Source organism: Streptomyces sp. NPDC059897 (assembly GCF_042730865.1).
GTDB lineage: Bacteria > Actinomycetota > Actinomycetes > Streptomycetales > Streptomycetaceae > Streptomyces.
In genome coordinates this window covers 77,289-95,752 of record NZ_JBHWKQ010000011.1, presented here as the reverse complement: position 1 = coordinate 95,752, position 18,464 = coordinate 77,289, and the positions used below count along the sequence as shown (strand labels likewise).

The 18,464-nt window shown below is 69.4% G+C and carries 14 protein-coding genes and 1 tRNA gene; 3 read left to right on the top strand and 12 right to left on the bottom strand.

Annotation, left to right across the window (positions count from 1 at the left end; translation table 11 throughout):
• Positions 1 to 14: 14 nt before the first annotated feature.
• The 6 genes from aspT (ACFV9W_RS15000) to ACFV9W_RS14975 form a co-directional block, all read right to left on the bottom strand.
• Complete coding sequence (aspT, locus tag ACFV9W_RS15000) at positions 15 to 1,718, bottom strand: aspartate-alanine antiporter (protein WP_385760088.1); 1,704 nt, start codon at positions 1,716 to 1,718, stop codon at positions 15 to 17.
• Positions 1,719 to 1,734: 16 nt separating this feature from the next.
• Positions 1,735 to 3,411: an aspartate-alanine antiporter gene (gene aspT, locus ACFV9W_RS14995; protein ID WP_385760085.1), complete on the bottom strand. Its 1,677-nt coding sequence runs from the start codon at positions 3,409 to 3,411 to the stop codon at positions 1,735 to 1,737.
• 106 nt (positions 3,412 to 3,517) lie between these two features.
• Positions 3,518 to 4,969 (bottom strand): GH1 family beta-glucosidase, encoded by a 1,452-nt coding sequence (locus tag ACFV9W_RS14990; protein WP_385760082.1) that lies wholly within the window; start codon positions 4,967 to 4,969, stop codon positions 3,518 to 3,520.
• Positions 4,970 to 5,171: 202 nt separating this feature from the next.
• Entirely contained in the window at positions 5,172 to 6,047 is an 876-nt protein-coding gene (locus ACFV9W_RS14985) for a carbohydrate ABC transporter permease (RefSeq protein ID WP_385760079.1), read from the bottom strand.
• Positions 6,044 to 7,075, bottom strand: a complete 1,032-nt coding sequence (locus tag ACFV9W_RS14980; protein WP_385760077.1) for a carbohydrate ABC transporter permease — start codon at positions 7,073 to 7,075, stop codon at positions 6,044 to 6,046. The genes ACFV9W_RS14985 and ACFV9W_RS14980 overlap by 4 nt, the downstream gene beginning before the upstream one ends.
• The gene (locus tag ACFV9W_RS14975) at positions 7,072 to 8,397 is read right to left on the bottom strand and encodes an ABC transporter substrate-binding protein (RefSeq protein ID WP_385760074.1); all 1,326 of its coding nucleotides are present in this window, start codon (positions 8,395 to 8,397) and stop codon (positions 7,072 to 7,074) included. The genes ACFV9W_RS14980 and ACFV9W_RS14975 overlap by 4 nt, the downstream gene beginning before the upstream one ends.
• A gap of 269 nt (positions 8,398 to 8,666) precedes the next feature.
• Here ACFV9W_RS14975 and ACFV9W_RS14970 point away from each other — a divergent pair, with 269 nt between their 5' ends.
• Entirely contained in the window at positions 8,667 to 9,722 is a 1,056-nt protein-coding gene (locus ACFV9W_RS14970) for a LacI family DNA-binding transcriptional regulator (RefSeq protein WP_385760071.1), read from the top strand.
• Positions 9,723 to 9,779: 57 nt separating this feature from the next.
• Here the strand turns inward: ACFV9W_RS14970 and ACFV9W_RS14965 are convergent.
• From ACFV9W_RS14965 to ACFV9W_RS14955, 3 genes are all read right to left on the bottom strand, one after another.
• A tRNA-His gene (locus ACFV9W_RS14965) sits at positions 9,780 to 9,852 on the bottom strand.
• 122 nt (positions 9,853 to 9,974) lie between these two features.
• Positions 9,975 to 10,577, bottom strand: a complete 603-nt coding sequence (orn, locus tag ACFV9W_RS14960; protein ID WP_385760069.1) for an oligoribonuclease — start codon at positions 10,575 to 10,577, stop codon at positions 9,975 to 9,977.
• 80 nt (positions 10,578 to 10,657) lie between these two features.
• Positions 10,658 to 11,860 carry a GlxA family transcriptional regulator gene (locus tag ACFV9W_RS14955; protein ID WP_385760067.1) on the bottom strand — a complete coding sequence of 401 codons (1,203 nt, stop codon included), beginning with the start codon at positions 11,858 to 11,860 and terminating at the stop codon, positions 10,658 to 10,660.
• A 1,066-nt stretch (positions 11,861 to 12,926) separates the two neighbouring features.
• Between ACFV9W_RS14955 and ACFV9W_RS14950 the strand changes: the two genes are divergently transcribed.
• The gene (locus ACFV9W_RS14950; RefSeq protein ID WP_385760064.1) at positions 12,927 to 13,451 is read left to right on the top strand and encodes a universal stress protein; all 525 of its coding nucleotides are present in this window, start codon (positions 12,927 to 12,929) and stop codon (positions 13,449 to 13,451) included.
• Positions 13,452 to 13,716: 265 nt separating this feature from the next.
• Here the strand turns inward: ACFV9W_RS14950 and glmS are convergent, their stop codons facing one another.
• On the bottom strand, positions 13,717 to 15,534 hold the full coding sequence (gene glmS, locus ACFV9W_RS14945) for a glutamine--fructose-6-phosphate transaminase (isomerizing) (protein WP_385760061.1): 1,818 nt from the start codon (positions 15,532 to 15,534) through the stop codon (positions 13,717 to 13,719).
• A gap of 17 nt (positions 15,535 to 15,551) precedes the next feature.
• Positions 15,552 to 15,809, bottom strand: coding sequence for a hypothetical protein (locus ACFV9W_RS14940; protein ID WP_385760058.1), 258 nt, complete (start codon positions 15,807 to 15,809; stop codon positions 15,552 to 15,554).
• Between the two features lie 212 nt (positions 15,810 to 16,021).
• Between ACFV9W_RS14940 and ACFV9W_RS14935 the strand changes: the two genes are divergently transcribed.
• Complete coding sequence (locus ACFV9W_RS14935; protein ID WP_385760055.1) at positions 16,022 to 17,596, top strand: purple acid phosphatase family protein; 1,575 nt, start codon at positions 16,022 to 16,024, stop codon at positions 17,594 to 17,596.
• A 1-nt stretch (position 17,597) separates the two neighbouring features.
• Here ACFV9W_RS14935 and ACFV9W_RS14930 read toward each other — a convergent pair whose 3' ends face one another.
• The gene (locus ACFV9W_RS14930) at positions 17,598 to 18,464 is read right to left on the bottom strand and encodes a DUF4429 domain-containing protein (protein WP_385760053.1); all 867 of its coding nucleotides are present in this window, start codon (positions 18,462 to 18,464) and stop codon (positions 17,598 to 17,600) included.

Here is an 18,464-nt window from a genome sequence, read left to right as displayed (position 1 = left end):
TGCGGTGCGGGGGCTCAGTGTTGGAGGAGGACGATCACGGCGCCCCAGATGGTGAGGAGCACGTTGCCGACCGCGTACGGGATCGTGTAGCCGAGGGTCGGCACCTGGGAGCGGGAGGCCTCGTTGATCGCGCCGATCGCCGCGGTGGTGGTCTGGCCGCCGGCGAGGACCCCCATCAACAGCGGGAAGCGCATCTTCTGCACGTAGTGGCCGAACAGGAAGCCGACGATCAGCGGGACGACGGTGGCGACCGCGCCGAAGACCAGCAGGCCCCAGCCGGCGTCGGAGAGCCCGGAGGTGAAGCTCGGGCCCGCGTTGATGCCGACGATGGCGACGAACATGCACAGGCCGAGCGTGTCCATGAACCACTGGGCGCCGGGCGGCACATTGCCGTACGTCGGGTACTTGCCGCGGATCCAGCCGAAGACCAGGCCCATGATGAGCGCGCCGCCCGAGGTGGACAGCGAGATCGGGACGCCGGACACCGTCAGCGCGGGGATGCCGATGCAGCCGCCGAGGAAGATGCCGAGCCCGACCCAGATCATGTCGGTGGCGAACGAGGTCGGCACCGGCTTGCCGAGGGCCGCGCCCGCCGGGTCCACCAGGCGCTTGGGCCCGGTGAGGACGAGCGTGTCGCCGCGCTCGACCTTCGAGGAGAGCCGGTAGGGGAACTCGGCGCCCGAGCGGTAGATCTTGTCGATGTAGACGCCGACCATGAACGGCTCCCGCCGCAACTCCGCGACGGTCCGGCCCAGTTGGGCCTTCTCGGACGCCACGACGTGCAGCGTCTCCGTCTCGTAGCCGAGGAGTTCGACGTCGTCGGTCTCCCTGCCGATGTGGGTGCGGGCGTCGTAGTCGACGAGCGAGCCGCGCAGCGCGCTCACCGCGACGATGTCGCCCTCGCGCAGCACCGTCTGCTGGTCGTGGTCGAGGAGCTGCCCGTCGCGGCGCACCCGCGTCAGGTAGATGCGGTGGCCGAGCTCCTTCTGCTGGTTCTCGAAGTCGTCGATGGTGCGGCCGACGATGTCGGGGCGTTCGATGGTGTACGCCCGCAGCACCACCTCGTAGTAGCCCTCGGCGAGGTCCGGATCGTTGTCGGGGGCGTCCAGCTCCTTCGCCATCTGGGCCGATTCGGCGGCGAGGTCCTTCTTGTAGAGCCTCGGCAGGATGTTGGCGAGCAGCATCGCGCACAGGATGGTGCCGAGCGGATACGTCACCGCGTAGCCGATCGCGACGAGGTTCTCCTCGTGCTTGGCCGCCCCGGAGGACAGGCCGGGCAGGGTGCCGATGGCGTCCTGCGCGACACCGATCACGGCGGACTGGGTGAGCGCGCCGCCGAGCAGTCCGGCCGAGAGCCCGGGGCCGTAGCCGAGCATCGCGGCGAAGACCCAGCAGATCAGCAGGCCGGATACGCAGACCACGACGGCGTTGAGGACCTGTGGCAGGCCGTCCGTCCTGAGGCCGCGGAAGAACTGCGGGCCGACCTTGTAGCCGAGGGCGAACAGAAACATGATGAAGAACAGGCTCTTCACCGTGCCGTTGATCTCGACCTCGGTCCAGGCGCCGAGCAGCAGGCCCGCGATGAGGCAGCCGGTGACGGCGCCGAGCGCGATGGCCTTGTAGCGGATCTTCCCGAGCAGGAAGCCGAAGGCGACCGTGATGAAGATCAGGAGTTCCGGATAGGGCTGGAAGATGTTCCGGTTGAGGAAGTCGATCACGTGAAGTGCCGCCCTCTCAGTTGCCGAGGATGCCGACGAGCACGGGGCCCGTCAGCGGGAGCAGGAAGTTCGAGAGGGCGTACGTGATCGTGTAGCCGAGCATCGGCACCGACGACTGCGCCACCTGGGTGACGGCGGTGATCGCGGGGGTCGAGCACTGCTGTCCCGCGATGGCACCGATCAGGAGCGGTTTCTCGATCTTGAGCAGCTTGCGGCCGACGAACAGCGAGACGGTCGCGGGGATCAGCACCATCGCGATCCCGGCGAACGGGAGGAGCGCCCCGTACTCCTTGATCAGCGGCCAGGCCTGCGGCCCGGAGACGAGACCCGTGCAGGCGATGAAGACCGCGAGCCCCATGTCCTTGATGGTCGAGGCGGCCTGCGGCGGGAACGCGCCGAAGGTCTGCGAGCGCGAGCGGAACCAGCCGAAGAGCAGCCCGGAGATCAGACAGCCGCCGCCGGTGCCGAGCGACATCGGGATGTCGCCGAACTTGACCACGACCTGCCCGAGCAGCGAACCGGCCGCGATGCCGAGCCCCAGGTAGATGAAGTCCGTGGCGTCGTTCTTCACGACCGAGCCGATCCGCGCGACCAGCTTGTTCAGGCCCGAGCGGGCGCCCACCAGGGTCAGCACGTCGCCGCGGTGCAGCACGGTGTCCCCGGTGGCGGGCATGTCCTGGTCGCCGCGGGTGATGTCGGTGACGTAGACGCCGTCCTCGTAGAACTCGGGGTACGCCTTCTGCACCTCGTCGACGGACTTGCCGTCCAGCGCCTTGTCGGTGACCGACACCTCGCGGGAGGCGAGCGGCGAGTCGAGGCCCGGCACGCCCGGGGTCTCAGGGCCGATCAGCCGGCCCGCGTCGATCACGTTCGCCCGGCGCCCGACCAGGAGCACCAGGTCGGAGAGGGTGAGTTCGAGCCCGGGTGCGACGTCGAGGACCTTGCTGCCGCGCTTGACCGCCTCGACGGTGACCCGCTCCCCGAACGAGGACCGCAGATCACCGACCGTACGGCCGTCGGCGGTCGTCACCAGGTACGTGCGGCCCACCATGCCCGGCAGGGCGGGGAGCTCGTCCGCCTCCAGGCTGCCGCGGCTGCGCGTGCGCTCCCACAGCTCGCGGGCGGCGTCGCGCAGATTGATGCGCATCATCATCGGCATGATCTGGCTCGTGTAGAGCACGATCGTGATCAGGCCGAACAGGTAGCAGACCGTGTACGCGGTGGCGACGTTGCCCTGGTACTCGGTGATCTGGGCGGCGGTGAGGTCGCTGAGCTTGCCGATGGACTCGGTGGCCGTGCCGACCACGGCGGACTCGGTGGCGGCGCCCGCCAGGATGCCGGAGGCCGTGCCGACGTCCAGGTCGAACCAGCTCGCGAGGCCGAGCGCGATGCCGATGACACAGACCAGCTCGATGCCGCACAGCACGAAGAAGCGCAGGCTCTTCTTGTTGAGGTTGCGGAAGAACTGCGGCCCGGCCATGTAGCCGAGCGCGAAGATGAACAGCGCGAAGAACACGGTCTTCACGTCGTCGGAGACCTGGGCCTTGGTCCAGGCCCCGAGCAGCAGCGAGACGATCAGCGTCCCGCAGATGCCGCCCAGCGTCAGCGGCCCCACGCGCAGCTTCCCCACGAGGTAGCCGAGCGCGAGGCTCACGAACAGGACGAGTTCCGGATGGTCCTTGAGCACACCCATGGCGCTTCAGGACCGCTCGTATAGGTAAGTATCGGGCATATGCGAAAAATAAGGGCCGATGCGTGCTGCTGCCACACAGCGCGCACCGGCCCTCCGCCCGCCGGGGTCAGGATTCGGCGGGCAGCCCCCCGGCTCGGGCCACCCGGGAGTACCAGGCGGCGCTGGACTTAGGGATGCGCTCCTGCGTCTCGTAGTCGACGTACACGGCACCGAACCGCTTGCCGTATCCGTAGGCCCACTCGAAGTTGTCGAGCAGCGACCAGAGGAAGTAGCCGCGGACGTCGGCGCCCTGCTCGATGGCCTCGTGGACGGCGGCGAGGTGGCCGTGCAGATAGGCGATGCGGTCCGGGTCGTGCACCCGGCCCTCGGCGTCGACCACGTCCTCGTACGCCGCCCCGTTCTCGGTCACGTAGAGCGGGACGCCCGGCGCCTGCGCGGTGTGGTCGAGCAGCAGGTCGGTGAGGCCGGTCGGGTCCACGGGCCAGTCCATGGCGGTGAGTTCGCCGGACGCGCGGTGGAAGGCGACGCCGTCGGCGCCCGGCCACGGGGTGTGCTCACTGGCGCCGTGGCCGTCGAGGCGGGGCCCGTCCTGGTCGGGGCGGGCGGCGGAGACGACGGCCGGCGTGTAGTAGTTCAGGCCGATGAAGTCGAGCGGCTGGTGGATCGCCGCGGTGTCCCCGTCCCGCACGAACGACCAGTCCGTGACGGCCGCGGTGTCGGTGATCAGGTCGCGCGGGTAGGCGCCCTTCAGCAACGGCCCGGTGAAGACGCGGTTCGCCAGCGCGTCGATACGGCGGCGGGCGTCCAGGTCGGCGGGGGCGTCGGTGAGCGCCCGCACCACGCTCGGATTCAGGCTGATGCCGATGTTCGCGCGGGCCGGCAGCACACCCCGCAGGACCGAACTGGCGAGCCCGTGCCCCAGGTTGAGGTGGTGCGCCGCCCGCAGCGCCGCCGCCGGATCGGTCCGTCCGGGGGCGTGCACCCCGGAGCCGTAGCCCAGGAAGGCACTGCACCAGGGCTCGTTGAGGGTCACCCAGCTCTCCACACGGTCGCCGAGCGCCTCGCCGACGAGCCCCGCGTACTCGGCGAACCGGTGGGCGGTGTCCCGCTCGGGCCAGCCGCCCGCGCTCTCCAACTCCTGCGGCAGGTCCCAGTGGTAGAGCGTCACGACGGGCTTGATCCCATGGGCGAGCAGCTCGTCGACGAGCCCTCGGTAGAAGTCCAGCCCGCGCTGCACGGCGGGCCCGCGCCCGGTCGGCTGCACCCGCGGCCACGCCACGGAGAACCGGTACGCGGTGAGCCCCAGGTCGGCCATCAGCCGCACGTCGTCGCGCCACCGGTGGTAGTGGTCCACGGCGACGTCCCCGGTGTCACCGTTCACCACCTTCCCCGGCGTATGACTGAACGTGTCCCAGATCGACGGCGTCCGCCCGTCCTCCCGCACGGCCCCCTCGATCTGATACGAGGCGGTGGCCGCCCCCCAAAGAAACCCAGCGGGAAACCGGGTCGCGACGGGCGCGTCGGCGAGTTCGGGACCGGTGTTGTCAGTGGTGGTCATAGGAGCGCTCCCATAGCTAGTAATCAATCGGGCGGACGCATCGGCGAGCAGCCCACATCAGCGGGACTGCCAATCAACGGCTGGGCCAATCAACGGCTGGGCCATCAAGCCCCGCCGGCGATTGAGGCGCGGGGTCCGGGGCAGAGCCCCGAGACGTAGGACCGGACGGGGCAGAACCAGGCCACCCCGCCCGCCCCCGTGGTCAACCCTTAACGGCCCCTTGCATGATCCCGCCCACAATCTGCTTCCCGAACAGCAGAAACGCGACGAGCAACGGCAACGTCCCCAACAACGCCCCCGCCATGATCACCGAGTCGTCGGGGATGTACCCCGTCCCCAACGCGTTCAGGGCGACCTGAACCGTCGGGTTCTCCTGGGTGAGCGCGATGATCGGCCACAGGAAGTCGTTCCAGGCCATGACGAAGGTCAGTAGCCCGAGCACGGCCATCGCGGGCCGCGCCGCGGGAAACACGACGTGCCACACGACCCGCAGGCTGCTCGCCCCGTCGACCCGCGCCGCCTCGATGAGCTCGGACGGCAGCGCCTGCACCAGGTACTGGCGCATGAAGAACGTGCCGAAGGCGGACACGAGCGTCGGCAGGATCACGGTCTGCAGATGGTTCGCCCACCCGAGGTCCGTCATCCACAAGTACAGCGGTACGACGGCCAGTTGCGGCGGGATCATCATCGTGCCGATGGTCATCAGGAGCAGCGTCGTCGAGAACCGGAACTTCAGCTTGGCGAAGGCGAACCCGGCCAGCGTGGAGAACAGCACCGTGCCGACGGTGATCGCCGACGCGACGAGGATGGAGTTCCACATCGCCGTGCCGAGCCCGGCCTGGTTCCAGGCGGTCTCCAGGTTCTTGAACAGGTTCCCGCCGACCCAGAACGGCGGCGGCGTCTGCGCGAGCCGCGCGTTGGTGCGCGAGGCCGCGATCACCGTCCACAGCAGCGGGGCGAGGGAGATCAGGGCGAACAGGGCGAGGACGACGTACGTGACGGGTCCCGCGTGCAGCTGCTTGCCCGCGCCGAGGACCCGGCGCCGCTTCGGCCGCGTCACATCTTCGATGGTGGTCATTGGGACTTCCTCAGCCGGCGGGAGATCAGCATGTTGATCGCGGCGACGACCAGCAGGATCAGGAACATCGACCAGGCGATCGCGGACGCCTTGCCGAGGTTGCCGACGATCCAGCCCTGGTCGTACATGTAGAGGCCGATCGTCTGGTACTGGTGCTCGGACCCGCCCTTGGTGCCGCTGACCCCGCCGAACAGCAGGGGCTCACCGAAGAGTTGCATCGCGCCGATGGTGGAGACGACGACCGTGAACAGGATCGTCGGCCGCAGCATCGGAATGGTCACGTGCCGGAACTGCTGCCAGCGGTTGGCCCCGTCGAGTGCCGCCGACTCGTAGAGGTCGGCAGGGATGGCCTGCATCGCCGCCAGGTAGATCAGCGCGTTGTACCCGGTCCACCGCCAGATCACGATCGACGACACCGCTGCTTGCGAACCCCAGTCGGACTCCCGCCAGTTGACCTTGTCGAGGCCGATGGAGTCGAGGGCCCAGTTGATCATTCCGCTGTCCGGGGCGAACAGCATCACGAAGACGAGCGTCGCCGCCGCCACCGACGTGGCGTACGGGGTGAGCACGACGACCCGCCACACGACCGAGCCGCGCAGCCGGTAGTTGAGCATGTGTGCGAGCCAGATCGCCGCGGCCAGCTGCGGCACCGTGGAGATCACCCCGATGGTCAGGGTGTTCTTCAGCGCGTTCCAGAAGAAGTCCGACTGGAACAGGTTGGTGTAGTTCTCCAGGCCCGCCCAGGTCTGGCCGTCCAGGTTCGACAGCTGCACGTCGTGCAGCGAGTACCAGGCGGTGTAGAGCAGCGGCACCAGGGAGAAGGCGCCGAAGACGATGAAGAAGGGGGCGATGAAGGCGTACGGGGACGCCTTCATGTCCCAGCGGTACAGCCGGCTGCGCCAGGAGTCGGCGTTCTTCGGCGTACCTCGACCCTGAGCGCCCCGGGCCGCGCCCGACTCCTCGGTGGAGTCGGGCGCGGCGTCGGCGCTCGACGCGGTCTGCGCGAGAGCCTCGTTGGAGCTGGTCACTGGCCGAGCACGTCCTTGACCTCATTGGTGGCCGCGTCCCAGCCCTGCTCGGGCGACTTGCCCTTCTGCTCGACCTGGAGGATGCCGGTGTCGGTGATCGCCGTGTTGATCGGCTGGTCCTTGACGCCGAAGATCTGCACCGGGATGGTCTTCGCCGAGTCCGAGAAGATCTGCGTGAGCGGCGCGTCCGAGAAGTACGCGGTGGTGTCCGCCTTCGGCTTCAGCGTCGAGTACGCCGACGGGGTCGACGGGAAGCTGGCCTGCTTGCCGAAGACCTTCGCCTGCTGCTCGGGGGCGGTCAGCCACTTCGCCAGGGCGATGGCCTCCTTCTGGTTCTTGCTCGCCGTCGGCACACCGATGAACGAGCCGCCCCAGTTGGCCGCGGTCGGCGCGGCCGCGACGTCCCACTTGCCCTTGCCGGAGTCACCGGACTTCTCCTGGATGTAGCCGATCATCCACGCCGGGCAGGCGACGGTGGCGAAGGTGCCGTTCGCGTAGCCCTGGTCCCACGGCTTGTCGAACTGCTTCAGCTTCGCCGACATGTCGGAGGTGGCCACCTCCATCGCGGCGTCCCACGAGTCCTGCACGCCCTGGGACTTGTCCCAGATGACCTTGCCGCTCTTGTCGTAGTAGCGGTCCTTCGCGCCGCCGAGGGCCGCGTTGTAGACCGAGGAGGCGGAGTCCACGAACTTGGTGCCGTCCGGCGCCTTCTTCATGTAGTCCTTGCCGACGTCGACGTACTTCGCCCAGTCGCCCTTCCACAGCTCGGCGAGCTTGGTGCGGTCGGTGGGCAGCCCGGCCTTCTTGAAGAGGTCCTTGCGGTAGCAGATCGCCATCGGGCCGACGTCGGTGCCGAGGCCGATCAGCTTGCCGTCCTTGGTGGTGGCCTGCTTGTTCTTCCAGTCCAGCCACTGCGACTTGTCGACCTCCTTGCCGAGGTCGACGAACTTGGCCGCCTGCGTCTGCACGGCCTCGGTGATGTTGCCGATCTCGATGGCCTGGACGTCGTCGGTGCCGGAACCGGCCTGCAGACGGGTGAGGGTCTTGGGCCAGTAGACGTCGGTCCTGGTGGTGACGTTCTCCTTGATGGTGATGTTCTTGTGCAGCTTCATGTACTCGTCGTAGAGCCCGGCCTGCTTGTAACCGAAGGTGCCGAAGGTGCCGACCGTCAGCGTGGTCGAGCCCTTCTTGTCCCCGGAACCTCCGGCGCCCCCGGAGCCGCCGTCGTCGTCATCGCTCGCACAACCGGCAAGCAGCCCTGTGGCCAGGGCGGCGACGACCGCGAAGGTCATCGCGCGTCGGGACGTACGGGCACTGCGCATTGCGTCCTCCAAGTGCTCATGTGCTCTTGATGCTGAGACGTGCAGATCCCGGCCTGCTGCCAACTGCTGTACTGGGCCCGTTCGTTCACGTGCGGCTCGGGCGGGGAACGTGCGGCTTCTGTATGCGTCCAGTAGGGTGGGAGCGCTCCCATCCGTGATGAGTTGAAGGGTCGTCGCTCGGACCCGGGGTGTCAAGACACCCGGCGGCGACAAGTTCGTGCGGTTATCGGGCTGTTAGATTCCGCTCAAGATCTGGGGAGGTAGGAGTCATGGTGGCTCACGGCACGCACGGCAGGCGCCCGACCCTCGAGGAGGTCGCGGCCCGAGCGGGCGTCGGCCGGGGCACGGTCTCCCGCGTCATCAACGGATCGCCGCGGGTCAGCGACCGCACCCGGGCGGCGGTGGAGGAGGCGGTGGCCGAGCTCGGCTACGTACCGAACACGGCGGCGCGCGCCCTCGCGGCCAACCGCTCGGACTCCATAGCCGTGGTGGTCCCGGAGGCCGAGTCCCGGTTCTTCTCCGAGCCGTACTTCTCCGGCATGGTCGGCGGCGTGGGCCTCGCCCTCGCCGAGACCGGCCTCCAGCTGCTGCTCACCTTCGCCCGCGGCGAGCGCGAACAGGACCGGCTCGCCGCCTACCTCGCCGCCCACCGGGTCGACGGCGTCCTGCTGGTCTCGGTGCACTCCGACGACCCGCTCGCGGACCGCCTCATGCAGATGGACATACCGACCGTGATCAGCGGCCCCCGCTCCGCGGACGAGCCGCTGCCCTCGGTCGACACCGACAACTACGCCGGCGCCCGCTCGGCCGTCGAGCACCTGCTCTCCCGCGGCCGCCGCTCCGTCGCGATCATCACGGGCCCCCTCGACGTGTACGGGGCGCAGCGCCGGCTCGTCGGCTACCAGGACGAGCTGGCCGAGGGCGGGCTCTCGTACGACGAGAAGCTCGTGGCGTACGGAGACTTCACGGAGGAGGGCGGCAGGCGCTGCATGGCGGAGCTGCTGGAGCGCAGCCCCGGCCTCGACGCGGTCTTCGCCTGCTCCGACCTGATGGCCTCCGGCGCCCGCCAGGTGCTGCGCGAGGCAGGGCGCCGCATCCCCGACGACGTCTCCCTGGTCGGCTTCGACGACTCGGTGATCGCCCGCCACATGGAGCCCGGCCTCACCAGCGTGCGCCAGCCCACCCGGGACATGGGCCGGGCGATGACGGAGCTGCTGCTCGACGAGATAGCCCTGGCCGCGGCGGGGAAGCGCTCGTCGGTCCGGCGCGGCACGCAGCGCCACCTGGTGCTTCCGACGGAGCTGGTGGTCCGCGCCTCGTCGTAGTCCCAGGGAACGCCGAAGGCCCCGGTTCTCGCGAACCGGGGCCTTCGGACCCTTCAGGGTGAGTGACGGGACTTGAACCCGCGGCCACCTGGACCACAACCAGGTGCTCTACCAACTGAGCTACACCCACCATGTCCGGTCGTTTGTCTTTCTTCCGACCGGCCGAGAAAAAGTGTACAGGGTCCGAAGGGGTGCTCGCGCACACCTTTTCCCGAGGGGGCCCGGACCCCGTACACAGGGGTTTACGAGGGGTTACTCGGCAGGCAGGACGTACTTCGCCGCGATGGTCTTCGCGGTGTCCGAGTCCGGGCCGGGCTGCGGGACGAAGACCGCCTCGCGGTAGTAGCGCAGCTCGGCGATGGACTCGCGGATGTCGGCGAGCGCCCGGTGGTTGCCGTTCTTGTCCGGACTGTTGAAGTACGCCCTCGGGTACCAGCGCCTGGCGAGCTCCTTGACCGAGGACACATCGACGATCCGGTAGTGGAGGTAGTCCTCCAGCGTCGGCATGTCACGCAGCAGGAATCCGCGGTCGGTGCCGACCGAGTTCCCGCACAGCGGGGCCTTGCCCGCGTCCTTGACGTGCTCACGTACATACGCCAGGACCTGCTCCTCGGCGTCCGCGAGCGTCGTGCCGCCCGCCAGCTCGTCGAGGAGGCCCGAGGCGGTGTGCATCGTGCGCACCACCTCGGGCATCTGTTCCAGGGCCTCGTCCGGCGGGCGGATCACGATGTCCACTCCGTCGCCGAGTACGTTCAGCTCCGAGTCGGTGACCAGTGCGGCCACCTCGATGAGCGCGTCGTTCGCCAGCGAGAGTCCGGTCATCTCGCAGTCGATCCACACCATGCGATCGTTCATGCGCCCAACCCTACGGGTCCGACCTTCTCACTGGCAGACGACGGGCGTCGGCTCCTGTGCCCGGTGCCTCGTCCCGGGGGCTACGAGGCCGTGCGCGGGCCCGGCAGTCCCGAGTGGCCCGTCGGCATCGAGGCCGCCGGCGGGCCCAGCGCGTTCGCGGCCGCCGTGCGCCGGGACTGCGCGGGGACCGGCGCCCCCTCGCCGCCCGGCACGCCCGTGAGCTCGACCGGCCTGTCGGGCTTCTCCGGCCTCCCCTCGCTCTGCTGCGGCCGGCGCGCCCGGTAGGCCGCCCGGTACGCGGCGGGCGACGAGCCCAGCTGGCGGCGGAAGTGCCCGCGCAGCGCGACGGGGGAGCGGAAGCCGCAGCGGCCCGCCACCTCGTCGACCGAGTAGTCGGAGGTCTCCAGGAGCCGCTGGGCCTGCAGCACCCGCTGCGTGATCAGCCACTGCAGCGGGGCGGACCCCGTCAGCGACCGGAAGCGGCGGTCGAAGGTGCGGCGGCTCATATAGGCGCGGGCGGCCAGCGTCTCCACGTCGAACTGCTCGTGTAAATGCTCCAGCGCCCAGGCGACGACCTCGGCCAGCGGGTCGGCGCCGATCTCCTCCGGCAGCGACCGGTCGAGGTAGCGCTCCTGGCCGCCGCTGCGGCGGGGCGGGACCACCAGGCGGCGGGCGAGCGCTCCGGCCGCCTCGTTGCCGTGGTCCGTGCGCACGATGTGCAGGCAGAGATCTATTCCGGCCGCCGTGCCGGCGCTCGTCAGTACGTCGCCGTCGTCCACGAAGAGCTCGCGCGGGTCCACGTGGACCGACGGGTAGCGCTTGGCGAGCGTCGGCGCGTACATCCAGTGCGTGGTCGCCGGACGGCCGTCCAGCAGGCCCGCCGCGGCGAGCACGAAGGCTCCCGTGCACAGGCCGACGATGCGCGCGCCCTCCTCGTGAGCGCGGCGCAGCGCGTCCAGCGCCTCCTCCGGTGGCGGAGAAGTGATGGACCGCCAGGCGGGCACGACGACCGTGCCCGCTCGCGATATCGCCTCAAGACCGTGCGGCGCGGTGAGTTCGAGTCCCCCCGTGGTCCTCAGGGGTCCGTCTTCGCCCGAGCACACGAGCAATCGATAGCGCGGAACTCCCGCGTCCTGTCGGTCGATCCCGAACACGGAGAGTGGAATGGAACTCTCGAAGATGGGTCCGCCGCTGAACAGCAGCACCGCGACGATCTCTCGTCGACGGCGCCCCGACAGCTTGCGAGCCGCCGCCTCCGGCGCGGTGGTGGCGTCGTGGCTCATGCTGCTAAGCCCCCCTCGGTGATCCCGGCTCCCTCAATATTTTGACGGGTTGTTCGCTCCTGCACGTTTCCCCTCGGTGATGCACGAAGTCCCCCGCCGCCTTCAGATCAGACAGTCATGATCGAATCTACTGCGTCCCATGGTGCCGTCGTGACCAGTTAAGAACCTGACAGATTGTCGACATGGCAACTTGGCGTGAAGCATTCGATCACGAAGCGTCGCACTCAGGGGCGTTGCTGGGAAGTGGGCCTCAACTCCGTGGCCGGTCCCCGTAGGGCTGAAGCGCCCTTCCTCGTGGTTTCCGCCCTGGTGGCAAGGGGGTTGGAGGAGGCGGAACGCAAGGGGAGGCCCGCTGGCCCAAGTTGGCTGAAAATTATCGGAGCGTCGCGTTGAAACCGGTCAGCCAACCGGCGTATCCCACCCGGCCCGACGGCCGCGGTCGCGCGCGTCCGGTCCGCTTCCTTCGCACTGAACACGATGCGCGCCGCATTGTTCACTGTGCAACTGTGCAGCCCCGCGTTCCGACTGCCGAAGGAGCAGCCGGCACGCCGCGGTGATCGCCACGAGGCCCAGGGCCGCGCCGCCGGCGCCCGCGGCGGACGAGCCGTACCAGACGAGTGCGAGCGGCACCAGAACGCAGCTGAAGGCGGCCCAGCGCGCGGGCAGGGGCGTGTCGTGGTGGGGCGCGGCGCCGGGGCGCCGGTCGGGGGTCGGTCCGGGCACTGAGCGCTCCCTGTGTCTTCGGTACGCGAGTTCAACGCCGCCGACCGGCCCTGGTCACTTCGTCGGGGGAGCGCAGACGCCCAGTTGAGTGCGCAAACCGCCTGTACGGGGCAGCAACCATTGCCATCCGGTCGCCCCTCGTGCATGCTCCCCTGAACGCGGCGGAGCGAGACCATCGACGAAGAAGGCGCAGCTCTGGGGCCCGGAATCAGAGTCTGGGCAGAGGAGGAGTGTCGCCGTACCCTTGGGGGTATGGGGTTGGGAAGATGATTCCCGGACACAGCTCCGCCGATCAGTTGTCGTCCCCTCTTTAGAGGCCCACGAGGTACACGCCGAGACACTCATGGCCGGTCACGAAATCCCCGAACCCGCGGACCGCAAGCGGCAGGTCGCCGACCCCACGGCGACGCCCCGAGCGGCGGAAGAGACACGTCAAGCCTGTGATCCCGCTTTCAAGCACGGTGTCGTCGTCGGTTTCGACGGCTCGATGTCGAGCGAGCGGGCCCTGGCGTACGCGATCGGCATGGCCCACCGTTCGGGCTCGGGGCTGATCATCGTCCATGTGGCCAATCGGCTGCCCACCACGGTGTGGGCGGGCTGCGAGCCGCCCGTGTTCGTGGACGTGCCGGATCACCGCACGGAGGTCCTGGGGCTCGAGCTGGCCTGTGCGGAGTATCTGTCCGAGGTGCCCTGGATCCTCGTCGAGCGCGGTGGCGACATCTGCCACGAGCTGGAGGAGGTCGGGCACGAGTACTCGGCCGACGCGATCGTCGTGGGCTCGACCCACGGGCTCGTCGGGCGGATCTTCGGCTCGGTCGCGGGACGCCTTGCGCGGCGCGCGCAGCGGCCCGTCATCGTCATCCCGTAGGTAAGTCCCCGCGGTGCGACCGCAGTTGATCCGGCGTCGGATTCGCGCCGCTGGATAAATCTACTCTCGCGTAGAGGTGCTTTGTGCCCTTGTGAAGGGTACATACGGGTCGCTGGAAGATGCCGGGCGGGCTGATGGCCGGCGGGTGACGGCCGCCGGCCGACGGCCAAGGGGCGGGGCAATGGGCGGCCCCGGCCCTCTCGAAAACGGGTCCCGTACGCATGGTGGCGCGTACGGGACCCGTTTGTGTCGGCTTGAGCCCTGCCTACTCGACCGTGACCGACTTCGCCAGGTTGCGGGGCTTGTCGATGTCGCGGCCGAGGGCCAAGGCCGTGTGGTAGGCGAGGAGTTGGAGCGGGATGCCCATCAGGATCGGGTCCAGCTCGTCCTCGTTCTTCGGGACGACGATCGTGCGGTCGGCCTTCTCCTGCTCCTGGTGGGCGACCGCGAGGATGCGGCCGGAGCGGGCCTTGATCTCCTCCATCGCGGCGCGGTTCTTCTCCAGCAGGTCGTCGTCCGGGACGATCGCCACCGTCGGGAGCGCGGGCTCGATGAGGGCCAGCGGGCCGTGCTTCAGCTCGGAGGCCGGGTAGGCCTCGGCGTGGATGTACGAGACCTCCTTGAGCTTCAGGGAGGCCTCGCGGGCCACCGGGTAGCCACGGACGCGGCCGATGAACATCATCGAGCGGGCGTCCGCGTACTCCTCGGCGATCTTCTTGATCTCCGCCTCCTGCTCCAGGATCTCGCTGATCTGGGCCGGGAGCTTGCGCAGGCCCTCGATGATCCGCTTGCCGTCGGCGACCGAGAGGTCGCGGATGCGGCCGAGGTGCAGGGCGAGCAGCGCGAAGGCGACCGTCGTGTTGGTGAAGCACTTGGTCGAGACGACGCAGACCTCCGGGCCCGCGTGGACGTAGACGCCCGCGTCCGACTCGCGGGCGATGGCCGAGCCGACGACGTTCACGACGCCGAAGACGCGGGCGCCCTTGCGCTTCAGCTCCTGGACGGCGGCCAGCACGTCGTACGTCTCGCCGGACTGGGAGACCGCGATGTAGAGGGTGTCGGGGTCCACCACCGCGTTGCGGTAGCGGAACTCGGAGGCCGGCTCGGCGTCCGCGGGGATGCGGGCCAGCTCCTCGATCATCTGGGCGCCGATCAGACCCGCGTGGTACGAGGTGCCGCAGCCGAGGATCTTCACGCGGCGCACGGTGCGGGCCTCGCGGGCGTCCAGGTTGAGGCCGCCCAGGTGCACGGTGGAGAAGCGGTCGTCGATGCGGCCGCGCAGCACGCGGTCCACGGCGTCGGCCTGCTCGGAGATCTCCTTGTGCATGTACGTGTCGTGGTCGCCCATGTCGAAGGAGGCGGCCTCGAGGTCCACGGTGGTCGGCTCGTTGGCGGTGCGGGTGCCGGCCGTGGTGTACGTACGGAAGTCGTCGGCCTTCAGCGTGGCCATCTCGCCGTCGTCGAGCGTGACGATCTGGCGGGTGTGGGTGATCAGCGCGGCGATGTCGGAGGCGACGAACATCTCCTTGTCGCCGATGCCGAGGACGACCGGCGAGCCGTTGCGCGCGACCACGATGCGGTCCGGGAAGTCGGCGTGCACGACCGCGATGCCGTACGTGCCCTCGATCAGGTGCAGCGCCTCGCGGACCTTGTCCTCGAGCTCGGGCAGCTGGGAGCGGGCGATGAGGTGGGTGAGCACCTCGGTGTCGGTCTCCGAGCTGAACTCGACGCCCTCGGCAACCAGCTTGGCGCGCAGGTCGGAGGCGTTGTCGATGATGCCGTTGTGGACGACCGCGACCTTGTTGTCCTCCGACATGTGCGGGTGCGCGTTCTCGTCGGACGGGGCGCCGTGCGTGGCCCAGCGGGTGTGGGCGATGCCGGTGGTGCCCTTGAAGCGGGCCGGGACCCTGGCCTCCAGGTCGCGCACCCGGCCCTTGGCCTTGACCATCTTCAGGCCGGTGGCCTTGGGACTGGTGATGACGACGCCCGCGGAGTCGTACCCGCGGTACTCCAGGCGCTGCAGTCCTTCGAGAAGGAGCGGCGCGACGTCACGCTTGCCGATGTAACCGACGATTCCGCACATAAGTGTTGAGATTCCCCTCAGCCGTAGACGATGCGGCGCAGCTGGCGGAGGGAGAGCTCCGGCGGCGACACCGCCCGGTAGCGCAGATCCGCCAGGATCCGCTCGAAGATCTCCGCGTTCACCAGGCCCTGACCCTGGAGTTCGCGGTGCCGGCGGCGGACGTAGTCCTCCGTCGACTCGTCGAAGTAGGCGAGCACGTCCTGGATCACCCGCAGCGCCTCGCCCCGGCTCAGGGCGGTGCTGCGCGTCAGGTGGTCGATCAGGTCCTCGTGCACGAGCCGATCCTCGGGGGTGCGGGTGGGTTTTGCAAGAATCCTGCCCGATATCGGGCAGGGATTCGCTCGGGTGGTCGTGGCTGAGGTCGCGGGGCTTCGCCCCGGGCCCCGCTGCTCAATCGCCGCAGGGGCTTGAATGAGCAGGGCTGATTTAGGGGCGCGTTCACCCCGTGTACCCCCGCCGGATAGATGCCTGGGCCATCTTTCCGGCCATGGACATTCCACGTATGGGCGTACCCGACGAGCTCGCCGACCGGTCGCTCGCCGAGCAGCACGAGTATCTGCGCAGCCGGTTCTCGCGGCGCACCGTGATGCGCGGCGGGGCCGTCACGATCGGCGCGGTCGCGGGCGGGGTCTTCGTGCCGGGTGCCGCGCGGGCCGCGAGCAGCACGGCCCCGGCCGCCGCCACGGAGGCCGTCGACGGTGCGCTCGTCGCGCCCTTCGGCCGGCACCTCTCCTACGGTGACGACGCGCGCACCGAGATGACCGTGTCCTGGCAGGTGCCGGTCGCGGTGAAGGACCCGTTCATCCGGGTCGGGGCCGCTGCCGGTGAGCTGTCGCGGAAGATCCCGGCCGAGCTGCGGGCGCTGCACACCCCGGCGGGCGTCGGTACCAGCGCCGACCACACCCAGTACTACGTGCACGCGAGGCTGACGCACCTCAAGCCCGGCAGGACGTACTACTACGGGGTCGGGCACCAGGGCTTCGACCCGGCCTCGCCGAAGTTCGCGGGCACCATCGGCACGTTCACCACCGCGCCGTCCCGCTCCGAGCGCTTCACGTTCACCGCCTTCGGCGACCAGGGCGTCAGCTACCACGCGCTCGCCAACGACAGCCTGATCCTCGCGCAGGGCCCCGCCTTCCACCTGCACGCGGGCGACATCGCGTACGCCGATCCCTCCGGGCAGGGGAAGACCAGCGACACGTTCGACGCGCGCACCTGGGACCTGTTTCTCGCGCAGACCGAGACCGTCGCCAAGTCCGTGCCGTGGATGGTGTCGTACGGCAACCACGACATGGAGGCCTGGTACTCGCCGAACGGGTACGGGAGCCAGGAGGCCCGGTTCGCGCCGCCGACGAACGGGCCCGACCCGAAGAACCTGCCGGGCGCCTACTCCTTCGTGCACGGGAACACGGCCGTCGTCTCGCTCGACGCGAACGACGTGTCGTACGAGATTCCGGCGAACCTGGGGGTGAGCGGGGGGACCCAGACCACCTGGTTCGAGCGGCAGTTGCGGAAGTTCCGGGCGCCGGGTTCCGGGATCGATTTCGTTGTCGTCTTCTTCCACCACTGCGCCTACTGCACCGCCTCCGCGCACGCCTCCGAGGGCGGGGTGCGCAAGGAGTGGGTGCCGCTGTTCGAGAAGTACACGGTCGACCTGGTGATCAACGGGCACAACCACGTGTACGAGCGCACGGATGTGCTCAAGGGCGACAAGGTGACCAAGGAGCTGCCGATCGGCGGCACGGCGTACCCGGAGACGGACGGCGTCGTGTACGTCACCGCGGGGGCGGCGGGCAAGGGGCTCTACGAGTTCCCGGTCGAGGACTCCTACGAGGGGCACGAGAAGAAGGTCGACCCCTTCGCCTCGTACGTGACCCAGGAGGGCGGCAAGAAGGACGTCACCGTCGACTGGTCGCGGGTGCGGTACACCAACTATTCGTTCCTGCGGGTCGACGTGGAGCCCGCGCCCGTGGGGCGTACGGCGAAGCTGACCGTTCGGGGGCTGGCGGAGACGGGCGCGGAGGTCGACCGGTTCGTGGTGGCGCGGAAGGTGCGCGCGTAGGTCACATCCGCTTGAGCAGAGCCGCCTTCGCGAGCTTGAACTCCTCCTCCGTCAGGACGCCCTCGCGGTGGAGGTCGCCCAGCTCGCGCAGGCGGCGGAGGAGGGCGTCGTGGTCGTCCTCCGCCGGGAGCTGCGGGGGAGGCGGGGTCTCCTCCAGGGCGGGGGCCGGGGCCGCGTGCGGGAGGCGGGCCTGGACCGCCGCCGCCACCAGGGCCATCAGCGGGTCCTTCTTGAAGCCCCACAGTTCGATGGAGTTCGGGTCGTACTTCGGCGGCGCCTTCGTCGGTGACGAGCGGACCGTGAAGCGCAGGCAGCCGTTCTCCAGGCCGATGGCCGGCTGCCACTCGACGGCCGTGATGTCGCCGAGCTCGAGCACCCGCGTGCCCGCCGAGGACTTCGCCTCCTCGGTCTTCCAGTTCCACTCCAGGCGCACCCGCTCCCCGTCGAAGCTCGCCGTGCCGTCCCCGGCGGAGACGGACAGCGGCACGGCGGGGCCCGGCAGCAGGTACGAGGAGCAGGGCGTGGCGGGGACCTCGTCGAGCAGCAGCGCGTTGCGCACCTCGTCCACGAAGTACTCGGCGACGCCGTAGCGGTCCGATTCGACGGTGAGCTGGTACGGGTCCGTGGCCTCGGACAGTTTGCCGCCCGTCGCCTGGAGCAGCGGGTCGGCGCCGTCGCGCAGCCGCAGGCGCAGCCGGCCCGTCTTCTTGCCCTGTTCGAAGGAGGCCCCGGCGAGCGCCGTCAGCGGCACGGTCAGCTCGCCCAGCGCCTTGCGCAGCGGGCTCACGCCCTTGTCGCGCCCCGGCACCAGCCGCAGCGTGTCCCCGAGATACGTCCACGTGCCGTCGCGCTGGATGATTTCCGCCAT